The organism is Pseudoalteromonas luteoviolacea NCIMB 1942, from assembly GCF_001625595.1.
GTDB lineage: Bacteria > Pseudomonadota > Gammaproteobacteria > Enterobacterales > Alteromonadaceae > Pseudoalteromonas > Pseudoalteromonas luteoviolacea_A.
Genome location: NZ_AUXT01000214.1, coordinates 1 through 19,773 on the forward strand (window position 1 = coordinate 1; position 19,773 = coordinate 19,773).

The window sequence follows — 19,773 nt, forward strand, 5'->3', positions numbered from 1 at the left end:
GCTTTGGTGTCCACCGTAATCGGCAATTGTGTCGCTGCTGTATTGTTATTACCCGCTGCATCCGTGAAGGTATCTGCCGCAATATCCAAGGTTGCGTTGGTTTCTGAATTCGCCGTGGGTGTCAACAGCACGCTGTACTGTGTGCTCGACGTGGCACTGAAATTACTCAGTGTACCGCCACTCACTGTGATATCGGATGATGCAAACGTACTGCTCGCTTCACTCAGTACAATACTTATCGTCGCCGTTTCGCCCACTTTTAAGTTGCTATCTGAGGCGCTGAATGTGGTTACCGTCGGTTTGGTTTTATCCAGTGTCGCCGTATCGGTAACCGCCGTGGCTGCATTACCCGCGGTGTCGCTTACTGTCACCGACAAGGTTAAATTACCATCATTTAGCCCGCTGATATCCGACAAGTTGACGGTTTGGCCCGCGCTGGTGATATTGCCATTGCCTGTCACCGCCGTGCCACCATTATTACTGCTCAAGGTATAGCTGTATGTGGCCCCTACTTCTGCACTGGTAAAGCTAAAGCTAACACCACCCGTCTCAGCGCTGTTATAACTGGTATCGTTTAAGGCCACACTATGCCCGCTGGGCATGGCGGTATCTAAAGTGCTATTGGCAGTGACCGCAGTTGCTGCATTACCTGCGCTATCCGTTAAAATCACTGACAGGGTCAAGGTGCCATCATTCAGGGCACTGAGATCTAAATTGGTAAGCTGCTGCCCTGCCGACGTCACAGTGCCATTACCCGTGACATTGGTGCCACCGTTACTGCTCGAAATGGTATAGCTGTATGTTGCCCCCACTTGCGCACTGCTGAAAGTAAAGGATGCCGTGCCTTTTTCAGTGTTCGAGTATAAGGTGTCGCCAAACGATACGCTGTGACCGCTTGGCGCCTGAGTATCAACAGTGAGTGATAAATTACTCGCGGCGCTCGTCGTATTACCCGCATTGTCAACTGATTGTGCCGAGATCGTATGGCTGCCAACCTGTAAAGTAGATGACGTAATACTCCAAGCGCCACCGGAAACTGTGGTACTACCTATATTGCCATCGAGATTAGAAGACAAATTAATGGTGTCACCGGTAGTGCCCGTACCTGTGATTGTTGGCGTTGTATCATTGGTAATATTATCTGTAGTTGAACTACCCGAATCGCTACCGGAGGATAGATCAGGAGCGCTAGGTGCGTTTGGGGATGTGGTATCTATGATCACACTTAATGCGCTAGAGGCACTACTCTCATTGTTACTAGCGTCAGTCGCTTTTGCAGTGATTGAATGCATTGTCGCTGTTAATGTACTGGACGTAATTTGCCAATTACCACCTGTCGCAGTTGCGCTTCCAAGCACTGTGGAACCGGTTTGATCACTGTAGAGCCTGACGATGCTGCCCGACTCTGCTGTTCCGCTAAATGTTGGCGTTGTGTCGGAGGTATTATTGTCAGTATTGGAACCACCGGTATCTGAGCCCGAAATTAAATCGGGTGTCGAGGGCACATTCGGGGCTACGTCATCCGATACTGTTACAGTGAATGACTTTTGAAATGTGGTCGTTCCATCATTGGTTTGAATACATACGATATAGCTACCAGCACTAAGCGCCGCCTGTGTTTGTAAATTGGAGCTACTAATTTGAAAACTAGCGTTCCCCGAGTTCGCGGAGCAAGTACCGCTTGCGCTGCTGCCGCTGGTCACAAGTGTATAAGATTGGCTATTCCCGATATCAACATCGGTGGTAGAAAGACTACCCACATTAGTGGCTGCACCTGTAGCTGATTGATTTATACTCGATGCCGACAGCGTGATGTCCGTTGGAGCATCATTTTGAGCAGTTATATTCACAACCGCTTGGTTCGTACCAGTACTATTTGCAGTGCTATCGTTAAACGTATAATCGAGCGTGACACTTGAAGGCGGATCTTCCGAGGTACTAGCATAAGATACCGACTGCATCACACCGTCAACAATTGCAGAGGTTGCATTGGCATTAAATGTCAGTACTAAAGTGCCCGCAGAGTTAGTCGTCACTGTGCCCACACTGGTTCCATTATAAGAAAATGAACTGCCTTGTGTCAGGGTGCCCAGTAAATTTAAATTAGCAAATACATCTTGTGCATTAGCACCGCCGCTTCTAGAAATGGTTAATGAAGCCCCATTATAATTACCATTGCCGCCATTAAGTGCATCAAGTTCTGTATCAGCTACAGTCACATCGCTGTCTATCGCAACTGCTGAGCCATTCTCTGTAAAAGTGGACAACCCATTGAGCGAGCTGAAAACTGGCTTATCATTAGCTGCTATCAAGGTGATCACAGTGTTGGCACCACTGTCAGTGACAGTATAATCAAGCCCTGCACCTGGCGAGTTCGACAGCGTCAACGCAATTTCAACACTCGTAAAATCAGTAGCATCGGTATCGACTTGTAATGTGCCACTACCATTAAAACGGACATTACTGGTCGTTAAGCCTGTAACACCTGTGACTGTAATCACATCGCCTACGGCGAGATCGGTGATCGTGTCTCCATTTAAGTCCGACGCGCTACCAATAAATGTATCGTTACCACCGTTGCCAGTCATCGAGTCAGTACCTGCACCAGGTCGCAACGTGTCGGTGCTATTCCCGCCGGTGAGCATATCGTTACCAGTTAGATTAGTAGCTGAAATCACTAAACTATCACCAGCAAGGGCGGAGGCATTAATGGTGACACCAGCATTGATTGCAGAACCAGATGAATTACTTATGGTTACACTTCCCCCATTTGAAGAGAAGTTATCGGTAATGGTCAATGACGTAACACTATTTGACCCCAAAGAAATATTTTCTACGCTCGATACGCTTGTGGAGCCAAAGTTAAAAGTCCCACCGCCAACAAGATTCAAAGTTTCACTACCCGCAGCACCATTAATAGCCGTAGAAAAATCACTGATATTCTGAGCATCTATGGTCACTGACGCGCCACTTGCTAATGACAACGTGCCCATATTGGTAAAACTTCCACCAGTTGTATTCGCGCCATTACTCGCTGATACAATATCGGCTACAGAGGCCTCACCGGTCAAGCTACCTGTAAAGCTCTGCCCCCCGATATTGAAAGTCACTGCATCACTTGCAGAGGTTGCAGTAACACTCGTTGTCGCGCCCACATTGACTGTTCTGGTATTGGAAGAGTCATCACCGATTGTGTAGTTTTCAATGCCTGAAAGCGTCGTTATATCTCCATCACCACTTATTATGACTGTTTCAGACCCACCCGCTGTTACAGAGCCATTAAAATTACCATGCTGATTCGCAGTCATGGTCACCGACGCACCGCTTACCAGCGAAAGGTTAGTTACATTGGAGATTGTCGCGCCGCTGATGTTTGCACCGTTCGACATGCTTAGCGTATCAGCATTGGTATTGTCCCCGGTAAGTGTGCCTGTATAGGTTAACGTGCCAATATCAAAAGTGACTGAATCACTTGTGCTGCTTGCTGTCACAGAATGGCCAGCAGCGGCAACAGTCACACTTCGTGTGTTTGAAGAATCATCACCAATTACATAGTTTTCTATACCTGAAACCGTTGAAAGATTGCCGTCACCGCTGATAGAAATGGTTTCAGTTCCCGCTGCCGTAACTGTGCCTGAGAATTGCGACAACTGAGATGCACTCATTGTTGCCGATGCGCCACTTGATAGGATTAAATTCTCAAAACCAGACACTGTTGCACCAGCGATACTTCCTCCGTTTCCTACAGATAGAGTATCTGTACCCGAGCCACCAGCAAGTGTACTAGTTGCTGTCAAAGTGCCAATATTGACCGTATCATTGTTTGTGCTACCAGTCAGGTTTTGGCCAGCGGCACCTAAAGTAAATGAATTTGCAACAAATAATATGTATGACTCAATTGCCGAATTACCCGTTAACCCGTTAGTTGCAGCCGAAATCGTAATCGTATCTGTACCTGCTGCCGTAAAGGAGCTGAAACTATCATGCTGGGCTTCGGTCATAGTAACCGACGCACCTGAGTTCAATTCTAGTACTTCAACATTAGATACTGTCGCCCCTGCGATATTTGCACCATTTGACAAACGCAATGTATCCCCGCTACCACTACCCGCATTAAGTGTGCCCGTAGCAGTTAAAGTGGCAGCGTTAATCACATCATTGGCACTACTACCCGTTACATTTTGGGATGCGCTCCCCAAAGTTAAGGTCATCGCAGCATTCAAAACATAGGTTTCAATGTCAGCATCAGCGGTCAACTCACCATTACCATTGGCACTAGATATCGTGAATTGATTTGTATTGACACCATTTATTGTCGTAAAAGACTCATGTTGAGATTCCGTCAGTGTCAGATCGCCATTGTTTGCCGCGTTTAGTGTTTCAAAGTTAGTAAGTGAAGTGAGCCCACTGATATCGACCCCATCAGACACATTGAGCGAGTCTGTTCCGCCGCCTCCATCAGCTGTAGATCCTGATGCATGTGAAGTTTGCGCAATAGTCAGTGACTCATTTTCACTGGTAAACAAAATAGCTGGATTTAAATTTACGCCGGTTGTGGTATTAAACGATGCGCCAGAAGAGGTTGTCGATGTGACGTTGGTAACACTCACCGTTGACGTGCGTGAGACACTGTTATCAGTGCCATCATTGACAACCACAGTCACAACCCTAGCCGTCGTACTTGGTGTAGACGATGTGTTGTTGAATGTTATTGCATCCAAAAAGGTTTGAACCTGTGCCAAGGTCGCAGTTGCCCCCGCAATCGATATCGTGTCTTGCAAAGTGATATCTGATTTGCCGCTCACGCCATTCAAAGCATTTTGAGCTGCGCCGGTTACATTCAAGCCTTCAGTGGCTCCATCTTGATCATTTGTGAGTGATACCGTAATCGTTTTTATTGTATCTGACTCTGCATCAGTCACACTGGCACTATTGGTAATGCCAACACCACCACTGCCCTCTGCAAAAGAAGACGACCGATTATTACCACCAGCCGTAGAGTCTAAATCCACTACCGGCGCCGTATTAGCAGCTGTCACAGTGGCGCCGACTTTAAAGGTGTAGGCTCCCTCATTCGGGTCATTGCTGGTTATCGTAACCGTCGCGTTGGGAGAGCCAACGGTTGTTGGGTCAAGCTGCACAACAAAGGTTGTGCTTGTCACGCCATTGAGAGAGCTAGAACCTGGTTGACTCGAAATGGAAAAGTCACTAGAAGCTGAAATACTTACTAATGGAGAGCCACTTAAAGTCAGTGTGGATGCCGCTATCACATTTTCGATAGTGAACGTACGAGTAAAGTTACTGCCACCGGTTTGGTGCGAACCAAAATCCGTGTGGTTACTCGCACTTAAAGTCGTAGTCCCAGAAGTAATCGATTGGTCATTCCCTTTCAAATTGATATCGGGGTCAGGAGTCGCCGCGGTACAATCATTGGTATCTGGGAACCAAACACCAGGACCCGGGCCAGCTTCACAACTTGCTTGGCTACCATAGGCAGTCGTACAACCAAAACTAACTTGGCAAGAGGCGGCGAGTTCTTTAGCAATGCTCACTTCACCATTGACCTGCGTGGAATTCACACCTCCACTATCAAGAAGCCCTTGTTCAGCTAAAAACGCCAAAGTGGCAGACTTTGCCACTTCTTCAACTACTGGCGTCCTATTTTGATTGTTAATATCAAATGCTTCCGCTTTTCTTCGCTCACTAGCCGCCATTTGCTGAAAATACTCGGCATCACCGATTATCATTGAATCTAAGCGTGGTACGTCATGAGATGATGTAAAATAGCTATCAGTAATACTGGGAGAAGAATTGGCGACGACGAGAGAAGGGATCATCACGCCCAAAATAGAAGTCGCCATATCAAGCTTTTTCATTACAGTACCTCCTGCGTATATTCATACAAATGCGCTGAAATAGCGTCATCACCACTGGTCATTTCAGGGTAGGTCGAGTTCGGAATAATGCACAAGTCATAGAGCTGACTTACATCACCTTTAAATTGCAATTTGGATAGGATTTTGCCATCGCGTTTGTTGATAACCCATATACCGCAAACAGTATCATGCTCAGTATGTGATTTAGTCAAAGGAATGTCACTCACCACTTTGGTTGCCCTTACATGACTAGTTGCTACTAACACGAGGTCACCAAAAAATGTTAACCCGCGGGTAAAACCAGGTAAGGTACAAACAATACTAGTTTCTTGTGTAATTGGGTCGAATCTAATCACTTCTCCCGCCCCTGAATTACACAGATAAACCTCTCCCTCATGACATCTGGGAGAATGAGGCATAGACAAACCACTGAGTAAAATTTCGTTTTTTTCCACGTCCATCAATGACCCATTGAGCTCAGTTCGCCAAGAGTCTTGATGATCAAGGGTATTAAATGTGGTGACATACTTTGGTTTTCCGTTGAGCATCGCCATACCGTTTAAGTGGCATCTGTCTTCAGGTGCTAACTCACTGATAAAGTGAGGCTTCCAACGTGCAGTAAAACCATTTTCGGCTGACAAGGTAGCAAGGCAAGAAAAGCTCGAGTTAACAACCCATAACCCTTCATCACCCCAAGCTATATCATGGGTATTCAGGGTGCCTGTTGTAAGAGACGAGCGCTCAGTAAACAACACATCGCACTGTTTTATCGCATTTATCTGCTCAGCTCTAAGTTCTTTAAAGGTCGCTGTATCTCGTTGCTCATCGCGTAATTTACTGGCTAGCGAGTCAAGTTCATCTAATTGGCCGCTAATTACACTGCTGCGTGACATACTACTGGCTTTAAAGTTGACAACCCGGTTGACTGTACTTACCAAAAACCTGTCTTCACTGACACTTAACCCCATAGGCCGAACAAACTTTTTAACGCCGCAGCTAAGCTTATTTTCTCTACTTCGCAGCAGCATCACGGCATGTGACTGGTAGCTAGAAACAGCCAGAGAAATACCGAGTGCTTGGAGAATTTTAGGAAAGTTCTCACTATACTCGCTCGCAAAATCAATATTGACGAAATCACTTTCATCACTCGTGCTTCCATAGCCTTGTTCCTTATACCCTTGCATGTCTATACTCCTTAGCGAACGGCCTACTCTATCCGTTCGACAATCAAACAAGCTTGTTTTAATTTTGATTTTTTAGCCCAATTTCACTGCTCGAAAGGCCACACCCTAACAAGTACGAAATCTCCCCTGTCACCATCGCAGCTGCTGAGGAAGTGCCACGAACAGCTATATTTACAGTTTGCTTTTTAAGTAAAAAAGCAGCAGGTGCATATAAATCTACACACTTGCCATAGTTAGAAAATGCCGCGAGAGACCCCCCCTCTGAAAGAGCCCCCACGGTTGTTACACCTTCAATCTCAGAAAGCCTATTACCAATACATGCATCTTGGGCGTGATTACCTGCTGATACGACAACAAATGAAATACCGCTATGGCTTAATCCATAGCGAATAACGTTACCCAACACTTGAGAAGCCAAAGGTAACGTCCAGCTACTATTAATGATGTCTACATGCATTTTTTGAGAAACACTGAATGCCAGAATCATGGCCGAGTTAAGTGTACTGGCTTGATGAATAGCCACAAGCTCTGCAATGCCTGTTGAGTTTTTCTCTAACCTGGATTGCAATTGAGTTGCAATTACCCCGGCAACCACATTGCCGTGGCTCGCACCCGCTTTTTCTTTGTGAGGGATTATGCGTTGATTGTCCGCATCATATTCAAGCATCACATCAAAGGCTGATAGCCATGGTTGAGACAGGTCAAAGCCATCGTCAATAATCGCAATACGTTTAGGCTTTACAGATGAGCGACATTGGAAACCCTTCAACCGTTCAAACTGATTGTTTTGAATCTCTCGATGACGGTTTTTTGCTGGTTGCTGAGTCTTTCGCACTATTGCGAAGTCAGGCTGAACAGTACCAGTATAAGGTAAATTGTCAATTCGATTGTATGTTTGTATAAAAGCATCAATAGACGGGGTTACTAAAACAATAATTTCATCACCTAGTTCAGCCAATACCTGAATTTTAATGACCCCCTCAACCCTATCCAGCTGATATTTATGTTGCTTATTAATTTGAACGACAATTTTTTGATTTAAATATAATTGCAGCCCGACATTGCTGTTAAACACATTTTCTTGTTGTGAGGTATATAACTCAATGCTCTGCTGATAGTTTTGAAAAGTCAAAAAAGGTTGCTTGGAGTTATCCGAGGCGATAACTCCATAACTTAAAAGCATTATTAGACAATAAATGAGTCTCACTGTCTGGCTGCCTATCTAGCTTCTCGGAGGGAAAATACCATCTATGCAAATACAAAATTGTACAGCTAAGTATGGTTGTCTATTTTCATGAGCCTGATTTTGCCCATTACTCAGAACAGCTTGCGGATTTAACGTGATATTTGAACCGCCAAGGTCGTCCGAACTATAGACTCGTGCTACGCCTCCTGTTGTCGCTCTGGCAGCAGATAAAAGCCCTGTACCATTAGACCTATCGACAAGACCATCCTTAATTGTTTTACCTGCATATAATTCATGAGTATGCGAAGGTAACTCGCTTTCCATCAGCACAACATCTGGTAAACCGACTCTATCTCCTAAGTCTCCTGGAGACAAACCAGGTCCAGTACCAAACATAGTTGGGCTCCTGCCTTGCAAATCTGGCATTTGCATATTCGTTTGACCATTGCCACCGTACGTCGTGCCAATAACCGCGAAGAGCGCTTGATTTTGAGATATATCAACGAACTGCCCGTCACAAAATGTGTAACCAACCGGAGCGAAGGTGTAAGGCAACATATCAACCTGACCAATAAATGGATCCATTGTAATACTCCTTTTAGTTGCGAGACGGATATAGTCCGTTCATACAAATAATAAAACCGAGATACAGCATCGGCATTCTGTTTTCATGTGCTTCATCGCCGCCAGTTGCACCAATCGCGCGGCTGCTAAATGGATTTGTTTCTAAACCAGCCATCGAATCGGGTAAAAAGTGCAGCTCACTACCCACGTAAGACTGCCCATCCACAGGGGCTTGTAATTCAGAAGTGGCACTTGTAACCTGCACAGTATGACTATGCGCTGGCAATTGCTCTGTCGACAACACAACTTGTTCAACCCCAAAACGCTGCCCTAAACCGCGATTTGTCAGGCCAGGGCCTTGACCATCCCCCACCGGGATTCGCCCACGCATATCAGGTAACCCGTAGGTAGTGCGGCCATCGCCACCATAATAGGAACCCAATAAGCTAAACAAAGATTCATTGTCAGTTATCGTTTGTAACTGGCCAGCACAATAAGACCAATGGTACGGAGAGTACACGCCAGCAAACATGCGAATTTCTCCTAAATATGCATCACTCATATCTTGTTCCTTTTTTAATTTCTCGGCGGGTATGTACCATTGAGTGCAATAATAAAACCAATAACTGTGGTTGGCTGCACGTTTGTATGAGATGCACTTGACCCCACAGTACCCATGCTTTGAGATGACAACGTGTCAAGGCCTCCAGAATTATTGGCATAAAACTCCTTCACCCCTGTTGGAAACTGCGTATTTGCCGCCGATATTGTGTAACGAGCAGTTGGGTCTGAGTTACTAAAAGGCAAAAAGCTGTCGCCTTCTAACGAGTCGACTTGAAAATCATGATTGTGACCCGTTTGCGCATCATTCAATATCACGTCTTCAAAACCGCCTTTCTGCCCTTGCTGAACAATACCATAATTGCCCTGATACACAGGTGCTCGCCCTCGCATGTCTGGCAGGCCGAAGTTCGTTCGTGCGTCACCACCAAAGGTACCTCCAAGTAGTGAAAATAACGCCAGATTATCATTCACGGGGATTAGCGCGCCATTGCATGCAGCCCAGTGTACTGGTGGAAAGTTAAAGGCAATCATCTGTATCATGCCTAAATACGGATTAACCATAAAAACCACTCCTTACTTTTGATTTGGGTTTAACCCACTTCTTGATTGCGCTTTCGAGAAATAATGATCTGATATTTATCCACATCGTGAATGCTCATAAACATCGGGTACTCACCAAACGCGCTGTGCTTAAACAGATAATTATCTTGAAGTAGTTGGTTTTTAGGATCTCCAAGCAATGAAATACTAAAAGATGAAAACTCTTCCGTATCAATTTTGCCTTTCTCAACCCTACTGATCGCGAGCTTTCCAACTGGTTGTTCATTTTGCAAAGAGAATACATCGACCTCTTCACCCACCAATGAATTCATTAGCTCTTGTGTCACTTTTTCCATTTATTGCTGCTCTTGTTTTTTGATTAACAGTGGCTCTGATCAATTAGCAAAACCGAATTAAACGCCTACAATGCTCTTCATCGCGGGAGGGTACCAAATCATCAACTCATAAGGAGGCTGAACCTCTAATATTTGAAATCCGAGCTCTAAATACAATCGTTTAACACCCAAATTATGGCTCAAAACAGATAAGGTCACTGGAATAGCAGACTGCGCCGCGCAGTGTTGAAAAGACTGAATAATTGCTCGCCCAAAGCCGTGACCTCTAGCCGCAATCAAAAAGCCGATATCAATCAAACGGATTTCATTGTGGCCAAAATCTAATGTCGCTTTGCCTATTGCTTCACCATGCTTTTCAATAATAAAGTACATGGCGTTAGGATACTGAGCCCCATAGCCTTGAGTTTGCGCTTTAAGCTGCATATCAACAATAGACTCAATGAAATCACGTTCACCATCTATACACTGCAAATCCTGCCTTACTTCTCTGTGCAGCTTTTCAATAAATGGTTTATCACTCGCTGTTGAAGGGCGGATGTGAAGCCCTTCTGGTATGGTAAATTGCACCATATTCCTTATCCTCTTTTGTGCATTTGTTGAGTATATGCAGCTTTAAAATTTTTGCTCGGAACTTTTTATGATATTTTTCAGCCAATCCTCTACTTTACAGTCAATAACCAAATTGACTCTCGATTCAGCGCCTAGATTGGATACGCTATGTACTAAATGTGCATTCAAGTACCACACATCACCACGCATCATTGGTACCCTTTGACCATCCACTGTGAAGTCAACATGATCAATACCACTGATTGGTACATGAATTCTCGCTTCGCCGTATTCCATAGAGACTTGGTGGTCGTTATGCGGCAGTATCTTGCTGCCACCTTTAAGCCTCATCAGCCTGACTGATTTCAAAGAACATTTAAATTGCGCTAAAAATAAAGCCAGCGCAGGAAGGCTTTTCATGGCCGGTAGTGGTGTAAAGGTTGCGTCTGTTTGTTCAATTGAAAAGCACTGCAATACAGGATGCGCCCCGACATGCTCCTCTTTGCTATACAGAGGTAACACATCCCAAGAGCCGCTATAGCATGCTTGATTAACATGCTCATACCATGGCGAATTGAACAGCTTTTCAACTTCTGTGGTGATGGCTTCGAGATCAATCCACATAGCTAGCTTTGCAAATGCAATAGGTTGTTCTAAGCGATCAAGCTGGGCTCCCATATTCATTAACCTGCGGGCCTTCCATACATATCAAAGGTATAAAGAATATCCCTGAACTTGCCACCCAATAAACGTATTGTTTGATATCCATCAATAGAAGACAATGTTGCGCCTCTCTCAAAAGCGCTCGGCGCATAGCTGAATTGATAGATACCTTGTCCATCAAACACTTTCACATTGTTTGAATAAGCATTTAAAACGTGGACTAAACCTCGCTCATCTGAAGTTATCGATTTAATGCCACTTAACTGATGGGGTAACTCGATACCAAACTCACCAAATATGTTTTGTATCTGGCCATGAAAATTAATCACATAAATTGAGTGTGTATTTCCGCTTGCAATAAATATTCGCTGTCGTTTTTCATCGACTGCAAAATCCCTGATATGGCCAACTTTTTCAGGCAGTGGAATTGAACTAAATTGCTCCCCCAGCCCATTAAATATGGTAATGCCTCTGGAAAGCTCAAATAAAATATACACATGACTCGAATAGCGCCTTGCTATTACAGGCTTCAATGAAACTTCTACGGGGATATCTTGTGGATTTTTAACTAGTCGAGTAGGAAATGGCAGCTGTAACTGCAACAAATCGTCATTAGATAATCTCTGAGTGTACGCGTTTAATTCAGAGTCATTTAACTGAGCCCATAGACGCCCAGATGACAAAAATACACTTGTTGCACACACAGATATTGATGACTTCAAAAATGAACGACGTTCCATAACCAACCTACCTAGTATCTTTGTTAGACGATCGAATCGATTATTACAAAATACAACATAATAATAAATTACACGATATTACACCAGACCATATAACTAATTAATTCATGGTAAAATCACTGCCCAATTAACATTTAGCAATCCATATGGGTAAGCTAGTATGGTAAGAATTTTCTAAGTAGGGCAACAATTTACAAAATCACAACCATACTTTGCTTTAGAAAAACTTGTTTACATGCTTCATACAACCATGTATACCTAAAAAATAGTTTGCATCACAGACCACGAGGGTTTGGCGCAATATATTCAATAATTTTGAAATAAAGAGTATATAAACTCCTTTTTCTACCTTTGCTTTGAAAGCTAATCAATACCAAAATTCAGGATAATCAATGTTGCACCATTATTTCTTACTAGGTCAAAAATCGTATATTTTTTCGATGCCAAATTAAATAGAACTTGTAATCGTCATCTCCAAAAAAACGATGTAATATTCGCACTGGCGAACAATAACAATCATATTCTGGCAGCAGATAAATAACTCGAAGAAATAAGTATCATGTCACTAACTCATTTTTCTGACCCATACATAGAAAACCGCTTCGACTCGACTCAATATGAGCTTCTTTATAAAATTGGTGAAGGTGGTTTCGGCAAAGTATTTAAAGCTAGAAATAAAAATACTGACCAAACGGTGGCGATTAAATTTCTCGCTCTCGAACCCCATTTAGAAGAAGCAAAGAAGAAACGCTATATTGAAAGGTTCAAACGAGAAACGGCGTTAAGTGGACAACTAGAGCATCCACACATTGTTAGATTATTAGACAAAGGCCAGGTTGATGAGCACTTACTATTTGGTGTTTTTGAATATGTAGAGGGTCAATCTCTGCGTGAATATTTAATGCAAGAAGGCGCATTAGATGCAGTTAATGCCACTGATATCATGCTACAGGTATTAGATGCATTAATTCATGCGCATAAAAAAGGCATTATTCACCGAGATATAAAGCCTGCCAATATCATGCTTTCAAAGTCTGGCGCTAAGACACATGCCAAGATCCTAGATTTTGGTATCGGCACACTCACACAAGAGAACCGACATCAAGACTTTTCAACCATTACCCTAACGCAAGAAACAATCGGCACCCCCTCTTACAGTGCACCCGAGCAACTAAGGGGAGAGCCTGCGTCTGAAAAAACTGATTTGTACGTATGGGGTCTGGTTCTTTTAGAGTGTTTAACGGGTATACCAGCCGTCACAGGATCGAGTGTCGCATCTATTTACCACAAGCAGTTAAGTGATGTTCATATTCCTATTCCAAGTGCGCTTTTAGGACACCCGCTATCAGGCCTTTTACGCCGAGTCTTGCAAAAAAATGCCACAGAGCGCGTGATTTCTGGTCAAGAGATCTTCTCTGAATTAAATTTGATGAACGTCTCTAACTTAGTAGGTATTTTAGCTGACGTTCAAGCGCAACATGGCTACGATGACAATACGGTTGTATTGAGAAATGATGACCCAAACAGCCCGCTTGCTCATGACTACACGACACTCACAGAGCGCAAACAAATCACCGTACTCGCTCTGAGGTTAAGCGCAAAACGACTCAATGATAGCGCCAAAGATTTAGATATTATAGACACGCTTTTCAAATCTCAGCGTAATCACTGTATCGATATTGCAACACGTTTTGGCGCATACCATGTCGGTAACTTAGCAGACACAATGCTGTTTTATTTTGGCTATCCAGTTGCCAGTGACAATGATACGAGATTGTGTGCACGTACAGCCTTAGAGGCAATTAGCGAACTTTCAAAACGCAACGCATTAATGCAAGAAGCCCACGGAATTCAACTTAATGCGCATGTAGGTATTCACTCAGGTATATTTGTTACATACGCAAATGCAGTGCCTGAAGGAAACGTTGCAAATACAGCAATGGAGCTAGCTCGTCTTGCTGGAGAGAGGCAAATTTTATGCTCTGTGGAGTCACGCTCTATTTTAGAACCATATAGCGATTTTGACTATTTCGATAATATTCAAATTGGTTTATCTTTTGAGCAGCTTACTATATACAATCTCAAAGGTGAAAAACGCATAGAAGCATTTGGTTTTATGCGCGGAACCAAAACCAATCATAAATTGATAGGTCGTCAATTAGAGTTAGATAAAACACTGTCAGTAATTAACGGTGAAAATAACACTCGCATTGCACATATCTATGGTGAAGCTGGAATTGGTAAATCTAGATTACTACAAGAAGTAAGAGACAATGCCAGCAAATACCAACACTTAGTCGCGCAATGTTTGCCTGAACACCAGAATAACGCACTCTACCCTATTCTAAACCTGATAAGGTATTTATTTAACACAGACAACGTCCCCACCACAGATATCATACTGTTGTTTAGAGATTTTCTAGCAGAGTATGGGTTAACTCAAACAAGTATTGAAGCCACAATCCCGGTACTTATGGCTTGGCTTGCTATCCCGCTACCTGATGAAGCACAAACATCTTCTCACTCACCAGATGAACAAAAAGCTCTCCTGTTTACGGGACTAAGCGCTTTACTTCTGTCTCGCAAATCCGGTATTACAGAATTTAAGCTGTATATTATTGAAGATATTCATTGGTCTGATGCAGTTACTCTCGATTTTTTGCGTCATTTTGCAGGTCAATTACAAGACGGCAGCGTAATGATAAGCACATCTAGACAATCATGCCCTAGTAGCCTGCACGACTTAACACTGCTTGAAATAGAACTTAATAAGCTTACCAACAAAGCTACGACCGATTTCATAGAGCAGCTTTTCGAATGCAAACACGTTTCAGAAAATGTCCGCTCAGTGTTGGTCAAGCGCACTGATGGCATTCCTCTATTCATTGAGGAACTAGTGAGCATGCTCAAAGACAAGCGACTTATACACGAAACAAACGGTTCAATTACGTTTATCAGCCCTGATAGATTAGAGCAGGTACCGAGCAGCTTAAGAGAATCACTACAACAAAAATTAGATAACTTGGTGCATGCTAAAGAAACAGCACAGCTTGCGGCTACTATAGGTAGAGAATTTGATTACGCACTATTGGTTGAAGCTTCAACACTCAGTGAAGACCAAATACAAAATGACTTGAATGAGCTTTTAGAGAAAGAGCTGGTCATCCAACAAAGGCGTGTAGAAACTGATAGTTATATATTTAAGCATGCTTTAGTGAGAGACGCAGCATACGATTCCCAAACCCAAACCGAAGCGATAACAAAGCATGAATTGTTCTTGGGAGCGCTTGAGCGATTAGATCTCTATAAAGAGCAACCATTCATTACTGCTTTTCACCTACAAAAAGTGAAACAATTTGAAAAAGCAGCAAATTTGATGATCGAATCCTCCAACTCAGCAAAACAGTTATACGCAATTATAGAAGCAGAATCGTTTTTGCAAGAAGCATTGAGAATTTGTCTAACTGGAGAGCTCAGTGACTCACCGCTGTATATAAAAGTCAAAAATGATTTGGCTTCCATCCGGATTGCTGGAAATGGGTGGGTTGACGAACAGGCGAATCATGCACTACAAGAAAACTACCAAGCTCTCTCAGAAGACACAGAGGCTAAAGAAAGATTCACCACAACCCGTGGATTATGGCTACAGCTTTATGCAACAGGAAAAACTGAAGAAGCCCATGAAATTGCATTAGATCTCCATAAAAATGGCAACTGGGTACCAAACGAATTTAAACCTGTCATATACGAAATAATTATACAAACATTATTCTCAAAAGCTGAATTCTCTGAGATTTTGCGTGTACTCGACGAAATTCCTGACAACTTCTTTAAGAATGACTCAGAAACTATCTCAAATAATTTTGGTTTTTGTTCTGAGCTAGTCTGTATCGGCTTTAGAGCCTTTGCCGAGTTACACCTGAGTAACCAACAAAGTGCTGATGCCCTCATAGACACTCAAACACAGCTTGCAAAGCAAATAGGTATTATCGATGTCTTGGCTGCAACAAACGGCTTCCAAGCTGAGTACCATTTAAACAAGGCATTGCTCTGTGAACAAAAAGCCGACTTTTTAGGCTATATCCGTGCAGCTCAACTCAGCGCTCAAACAGGTATAGATCTGGCTAAAGAGGCTAAAAATGAGGGCTGGCAAGGTTATTGCGAAATGCTTTATTTCATAGCAAGTGTTAATGTCGATACGACCGTTGAGAAGTTTGAAGAAGGCATAAAGCAATTTTCTGGCTATTTATCTCACCGAGCATTTTACTACTCAATATTGGCTAAAATGACCTACTTACTACGCGGCGAAGTAAACACTCTATTCCTTGATATTGCAGAAGAGTCATGTGATATATCAAGTTCATTCTATGTAAAACCTCAACTAAATACACTAAGGAAAATTTAGATGAAAACTTATCCTAAAGGGTTACTTTCTTTTACTTATAACGCAGCTAACGATCCAGAAGTAAGAGAGCTTGTTCTGCAAAACCTACCTCAAGCAATGGCTTTGTTCGACCTTTCAGAATCACAACAAGAGCTAGTTCAGAAAGTAGTTAAAGAGTCATTTTTAACAGATGACCTTTGGTCACAATACTGCGAAGAGCTTCGTCCTGAAATTGACGATGATATTGCCAAAATCTGGTAATGGAGACATGCGGGGCGAAAGCCCCGTATCACCTTATGAATAATCTATCTCAACTACATCAGCAACTATGCAGCTCCCATGGCTTTTTGATAAATCAAAATAACCAAGAGGCAACTAAATACTTAGCAGACAAAATCCCACAATTCACTAAAGGAGTATGCTACGAATATAGGGCTGCTGAGCTTAATCACCCATGTGACTTTCTAGTCGCTTATGACACTTCAGAACAAACGGTTAAGCAACTGAGGGCGCTTTTCTCATCAATAAAACAACACCAATCTCAAAGTATCAATCAATTTTTAGATTTGTACGATCAGCATCGCTGCTTGAGAGACATACAATTAATCTGGCTAAGCTTCGATTGGAGTAAAAACCATTACCCTGTGATCCCCACGTTTTATGTGAGTACTCAACATTACAGCTATGTGCAAGGCGAAAAGCTAAACGATACCGTGGATTATGCTTTATCGACCTTGGCGCCTCAGTCTCTTAAGCTAGGTAATGCGCTAGTTAGGAAGTTAGATTGGGGTAAACTAAACCATATCGGATTTACTTTTGCCAGAGAAAGCTTAAAAACAAAATTCACCATCACACTTGATTGTGACAAAGTACTGCAGCAGCTTAAACTGCTAAACTGGCAAGGCTCATTTGATAAACTCACACCGATTGTAGACATCGCTTCACAGCTTTCCAAAACTATACAAATTAGTATTTCATTTACTGATGTTTTAAGTAAGAAAATTGAGGTTGAATTGCCTTGGGTTAGGCAATCCAGTGCAAATTATGTAGACGCTGAATTTATTAATAATGTTATTCGCTTATGTAATGGTGATACCAATTACGATAGACTAAGCGAGCTCACAAAATGGTTAGAAAACAACCCTAATAACAAAGCCTTTTACACCAAATTCTCAATTTTTGAAGACGATAGCTGTAACTTAAAAAGCTACCTCCATTCTAGCCCACAACCGAAAAAAAGGTTATTTGGATGATTAAACCACTTTCTCTGTTTTCAGGTGCAGCTATATTGAGCCTGCTCAGCACAAACTTGTTTGCAACACAGCAATATGCAACATTTCCAGATTGGCTAAGTAAAAATAGCTGTGACTATGAAAACCACAGTTTATTTCTCCCTGATGACATTACTACGTTGCCTTATTTCCCGCCAGATGCGTATAACAAAAAAATCTGTAGAACAATTAAGCCTCTGACTCCAAGTGACAGTGATTACCAAAAAAAACTATCGTTTCTTACCAATCAATATGACCTGTTTTCATGGGCTCAATTTATTACGTTAAACCGTGAAGTTGATAAACAATTTAAGGTCACAGCTAAAAACTTACAAAGCTGTACAAGCGGTGAATGTAATACGCCTATTTGGTTTCACTGGAGAGATACAGACAGTGTTTTCATGGAAAACGGTTGCACTCCAGCCAAGTGGGACTTTACCAAAAATGCGGCTATTAACCCTGCACTAAAGGCAATAAGTCAAGTTGCACCATCGGGCATGGACATCAGCCAAGCTATCTTAATAGATCAAAATAAACAACCCGTTTATTACCAAAAACTTTTATCACCTAATATCTTTAATTTGGTGGCCCAATTTGAAAACCAAAGCGCGCTCGTTAAACCTTATCAACTATATAACATAGATGGTCAAATAGATTACTTGAAGAGTTATGGGCAAGTCATCGCCAATACTGGCGGATACGTCAATTGCCCTGATGATGTAAATAAAATATGCAACAACATACCAGCCTTGGAAAACTATGGCCCTACAGACAATACTGGTGGATTAACTGTAAAAGTCGCATGGAAAGTGTTGGGGAAGAATGACGACCCAAGTAAATTCATACACATGAAAAAAAGCGTAAAAGTATATGAAAATTTGGACAAGGGGGAACAAAGTAAGTCAACCAAGACAGTGACAAAGACATTAGGCGTTGTCGGCTTTCACATTATGCATAAAACGGTTTCTTCGCCAAATTGGATCTTCACTACATTTAGTCATCAGGGCAACATTGCAAGCAAAGACCCTCTGTTCAATGATCGAAATTGCCCTACCTGTCCAGTAAACCTTGCCAATGGGGGTGAAACCAAAACGCAGGTAACAAGACTGGAACACCTCAACCCTATTACGGAAGAAATTAATAGCTTTGTAAAACAAAAGTTAGCCACAGAAAATTCCGTCCTTCAGTATTACAATTTAATTGGTACACAATTCTCGACTGATAGTAGCGATCCAGAGCGTCAGAGCTTACCAGAGAAAATAGCTAACTATTCAGGCGGCTCTCCTTACCCTGTATTCCTCACCAATGAGGTACTTGAAACCTTCCTTCAACTAGGCAATACACCAATGGGTAAAGATCAGGAGTTATTTTATAAAAGTTCATCTTGCATGAATTGCCATGTCAGTGGAGGGTTTGCAGCTGCGGCAATTAAAAATGTTCCTGAAGATCAGCGTAAGTCTAGCTATTCAGTTTCACCTACAGACTTTATGTTTATATTTGAAGATGCACATTGGTTAAATAGCCAAGCGTGCAATAAATAAGCACCAAAAACACCAAGCGGTGTAAACAGCTTGGTGTTTGAATCGATAGAGATGAATTAAGCCCTCAGTTAGGGTTGTACCTCTCGAATAAAGAGCACTCCAAAATGAGCAACCAACAAGTTTACGCAGCATTTATTGAACTTGCCGACAAGCTCCCCCATGACAAAAGCACACATGCCAATTTGTAAAATTACTCAATGACAAAGATCGTAATGAGTTTTTTTGTGATTATAAAATAATGTTAGACGACCAAATCGAGCAAAAAGCATATTTTTGTATTCAAAAAGACGAACAGAAAGAACTAGCTGTGTTTGCTGATTTACTTGAAAGTGCGCTTTAACATTTCTTGCTGGCC

The 19,773-nt window shown here is 42.5% G+C and carries 14 protein-coding genes; 4 read left to right on the plus strand and 10 right to left on the minus strand.

The features are described 5' to 3' along the window. The 10 genes from N482_RS21930 to N482_RS21975 form a co-directional block, all read right to left on the minus strand. On the minus strand, nt 1-5,876 hold a 5,876-nt coding region (locus tag N482_RS21930; protein WP_196765370.1), incomplete at its 3' end, for a beta strand repeat-containing protein. Further along, nucleotides 5,876-7,060 (minus strand): TIGR03032 family protein, encoded by a 1,185-nt coding sequence (locus N482_RS21935; protein ID WP_081228170.1) that lies wholly within the window; start codon nt 7,058-7,060, stop codon nt 5,876-5,878. The genes N482_RS21935 and N482_RS21930, both read right to left, overlap by 1 nt. Nucleotides 7,061-7,118: 58 nt before the next feature. After that, nucleotides 7,119-8,192, minus strand: a complete 1,074-nt coding sequence (locus N482_RS21940) for a S8 family peptidase (RefSeq protein ID WP_196765371.1) — start codon at nt 8,190-8,192, stop codon at nt 7,119-7,121. 90 nt (nt 8,193-8,282) lie between these two features. Continuing rightward, nucleotides 8,283-8,831, minus strand: coding sequence for a phage tail protein (locus tag N482_RS21945; RefSeq protein WP_063379084.1), 549 nt, complete (start codon nt 8,829-8,831; stop codon nt 8,283-8,285). Nucleotides 8,832-8,844: 13 nt separating this feature from the next. Then, the gene (locus tag N482_RS21950) at nt 8,845-9,372 is read right to left on the minus strand and encodes a phage tail protein (RefSeq protein WP_063379085.1); all 528 of its coding nucleotides are present in this window, start codon (nt 9,370-9,372) and stop codon (nt 8,845-8,847) included. Between the two features lie 14 nt (nt 9,373-9,386). After that, nucleotides 9,387-9,935, minus strand: a complete 549-nt coding sequence (locus N482_RS21955; RefSeq protein ID WP_063379086.1) for a phage tail protein — start codon at nt 9,933-9,935, stop codon at nt 9,387-9,389. Between the two features lie 29 nt (nt 9,936-9,964). Continuing rightward, nucleotides 9,965-10,270, minus strand: coding sequence for a DUF6916 family protein (locus N482_RS21960; protein WP_063379087.1), 306 nt, complete (start codon nt 10,268-10,270; stop codon nt 9,965-9,967). Nucleotides 10,271-10,327: 57 nt separating this feature from the next. Continuing rightward, nucleotides 10,328-10,840 carry a GNAT family N-acetyltransferase gene (locus N482_RS21965; protein ID WP_196763579.1) on the minus strand — a complete coding sequence of 171 codons (513 nt, stop codon included), beginning with the start codon at nt 10,838-10,840 and terminating at the stop codon, nt 10,328-10,330. A 42-nt stretch (nt 10,841-10,882) separates the two neighbouring features. Then, the gene (locus tag N482_RS21970; protein WP_063379088.1) at nt 10,883-11,503 is read right to left on the minus strand and encodes an aspartyl/asparaginyl beta-hydroxylase domain-containing protein; all 621 of its coding nucleotides are present in this window, start codon (nt 11,501-11,503) and stop codon (nt 10,883-10,885) included. Continuing rightward, nucleotides 11,503-12,222 (minus strand): hypothetical protein, encoded by a 720-nt coding sequence (locus tag N482_RS21975; RefSeq protein WP_063379089.1) that lies wholly within the window; start codon nt 12,220-12,222, stop codon nt 11,503-11,505. The genes N482_RS21970 and N482_RS21975 overlap by 1 nt, the downstream gene beginning before the upstream one ends. 559 nt (nt 12,223-12,781) lie before the next feature. Between N482_RS21975 and N482_RS21980 the strand changes: the two genes are divergently transcribed. Genes N482_RS21980 through N482_RS21995 form a run of 4 tightly spaced genes read left to right on the plus strand, consistent with a single transcriptional unit; the run spans nt 12,782 to nt 19,418 of the window. Continuing rightward, a complete protein-coding gene (locus N482_RS21980) occupies nt 12,782-16,627 on the plus strand; it encodes a TOMM system kinase/cyclase fusion protein (RefSeq protein ID WP_081228171.1) in 3,846 nt (1,281 codons plus the stop codon). Next, on the plus strand, nt 16,628-16,867 hold the full coding sequence (locus N482_RS21985; RefSeq protein ID WP_063379090.1) for a hypothetical protein: 240 nt from the start codon (nt 16,628-16,630) through the stop codon (nt 16,865-16,867). It abuts the gene before it with no gap. A 35-nt stretch (nt 16,868-16,902) separates the two neighbouring features. Next, nucleotides 16,903-17,859: a hypothetical protein gene (locus N482_RS21990; RefSeq protein WP_063379091.1), complete on the plus strand. Its 957-nt coding sequence runs from the start codon at nt 16,903-16,905 to the stop codon at nt 17,857-17,859. Then, complete coding sequence (locus tag N482_RS21995; RefSeq protein ID WP_063379092.1) at nt 17,856-19,418, plus strand: hypothetical protein; 1,563 nt, start codon at nt 17,856-17,858, stop codon at nt 19,416-19,418. Before N482_RS21990 ends, N482_RS21995 begins: the two co-directional genes overlap by 4 nt. The last annotated feature ends 355 nt before the right edge of the window (nt 19,419-19,773 follow it).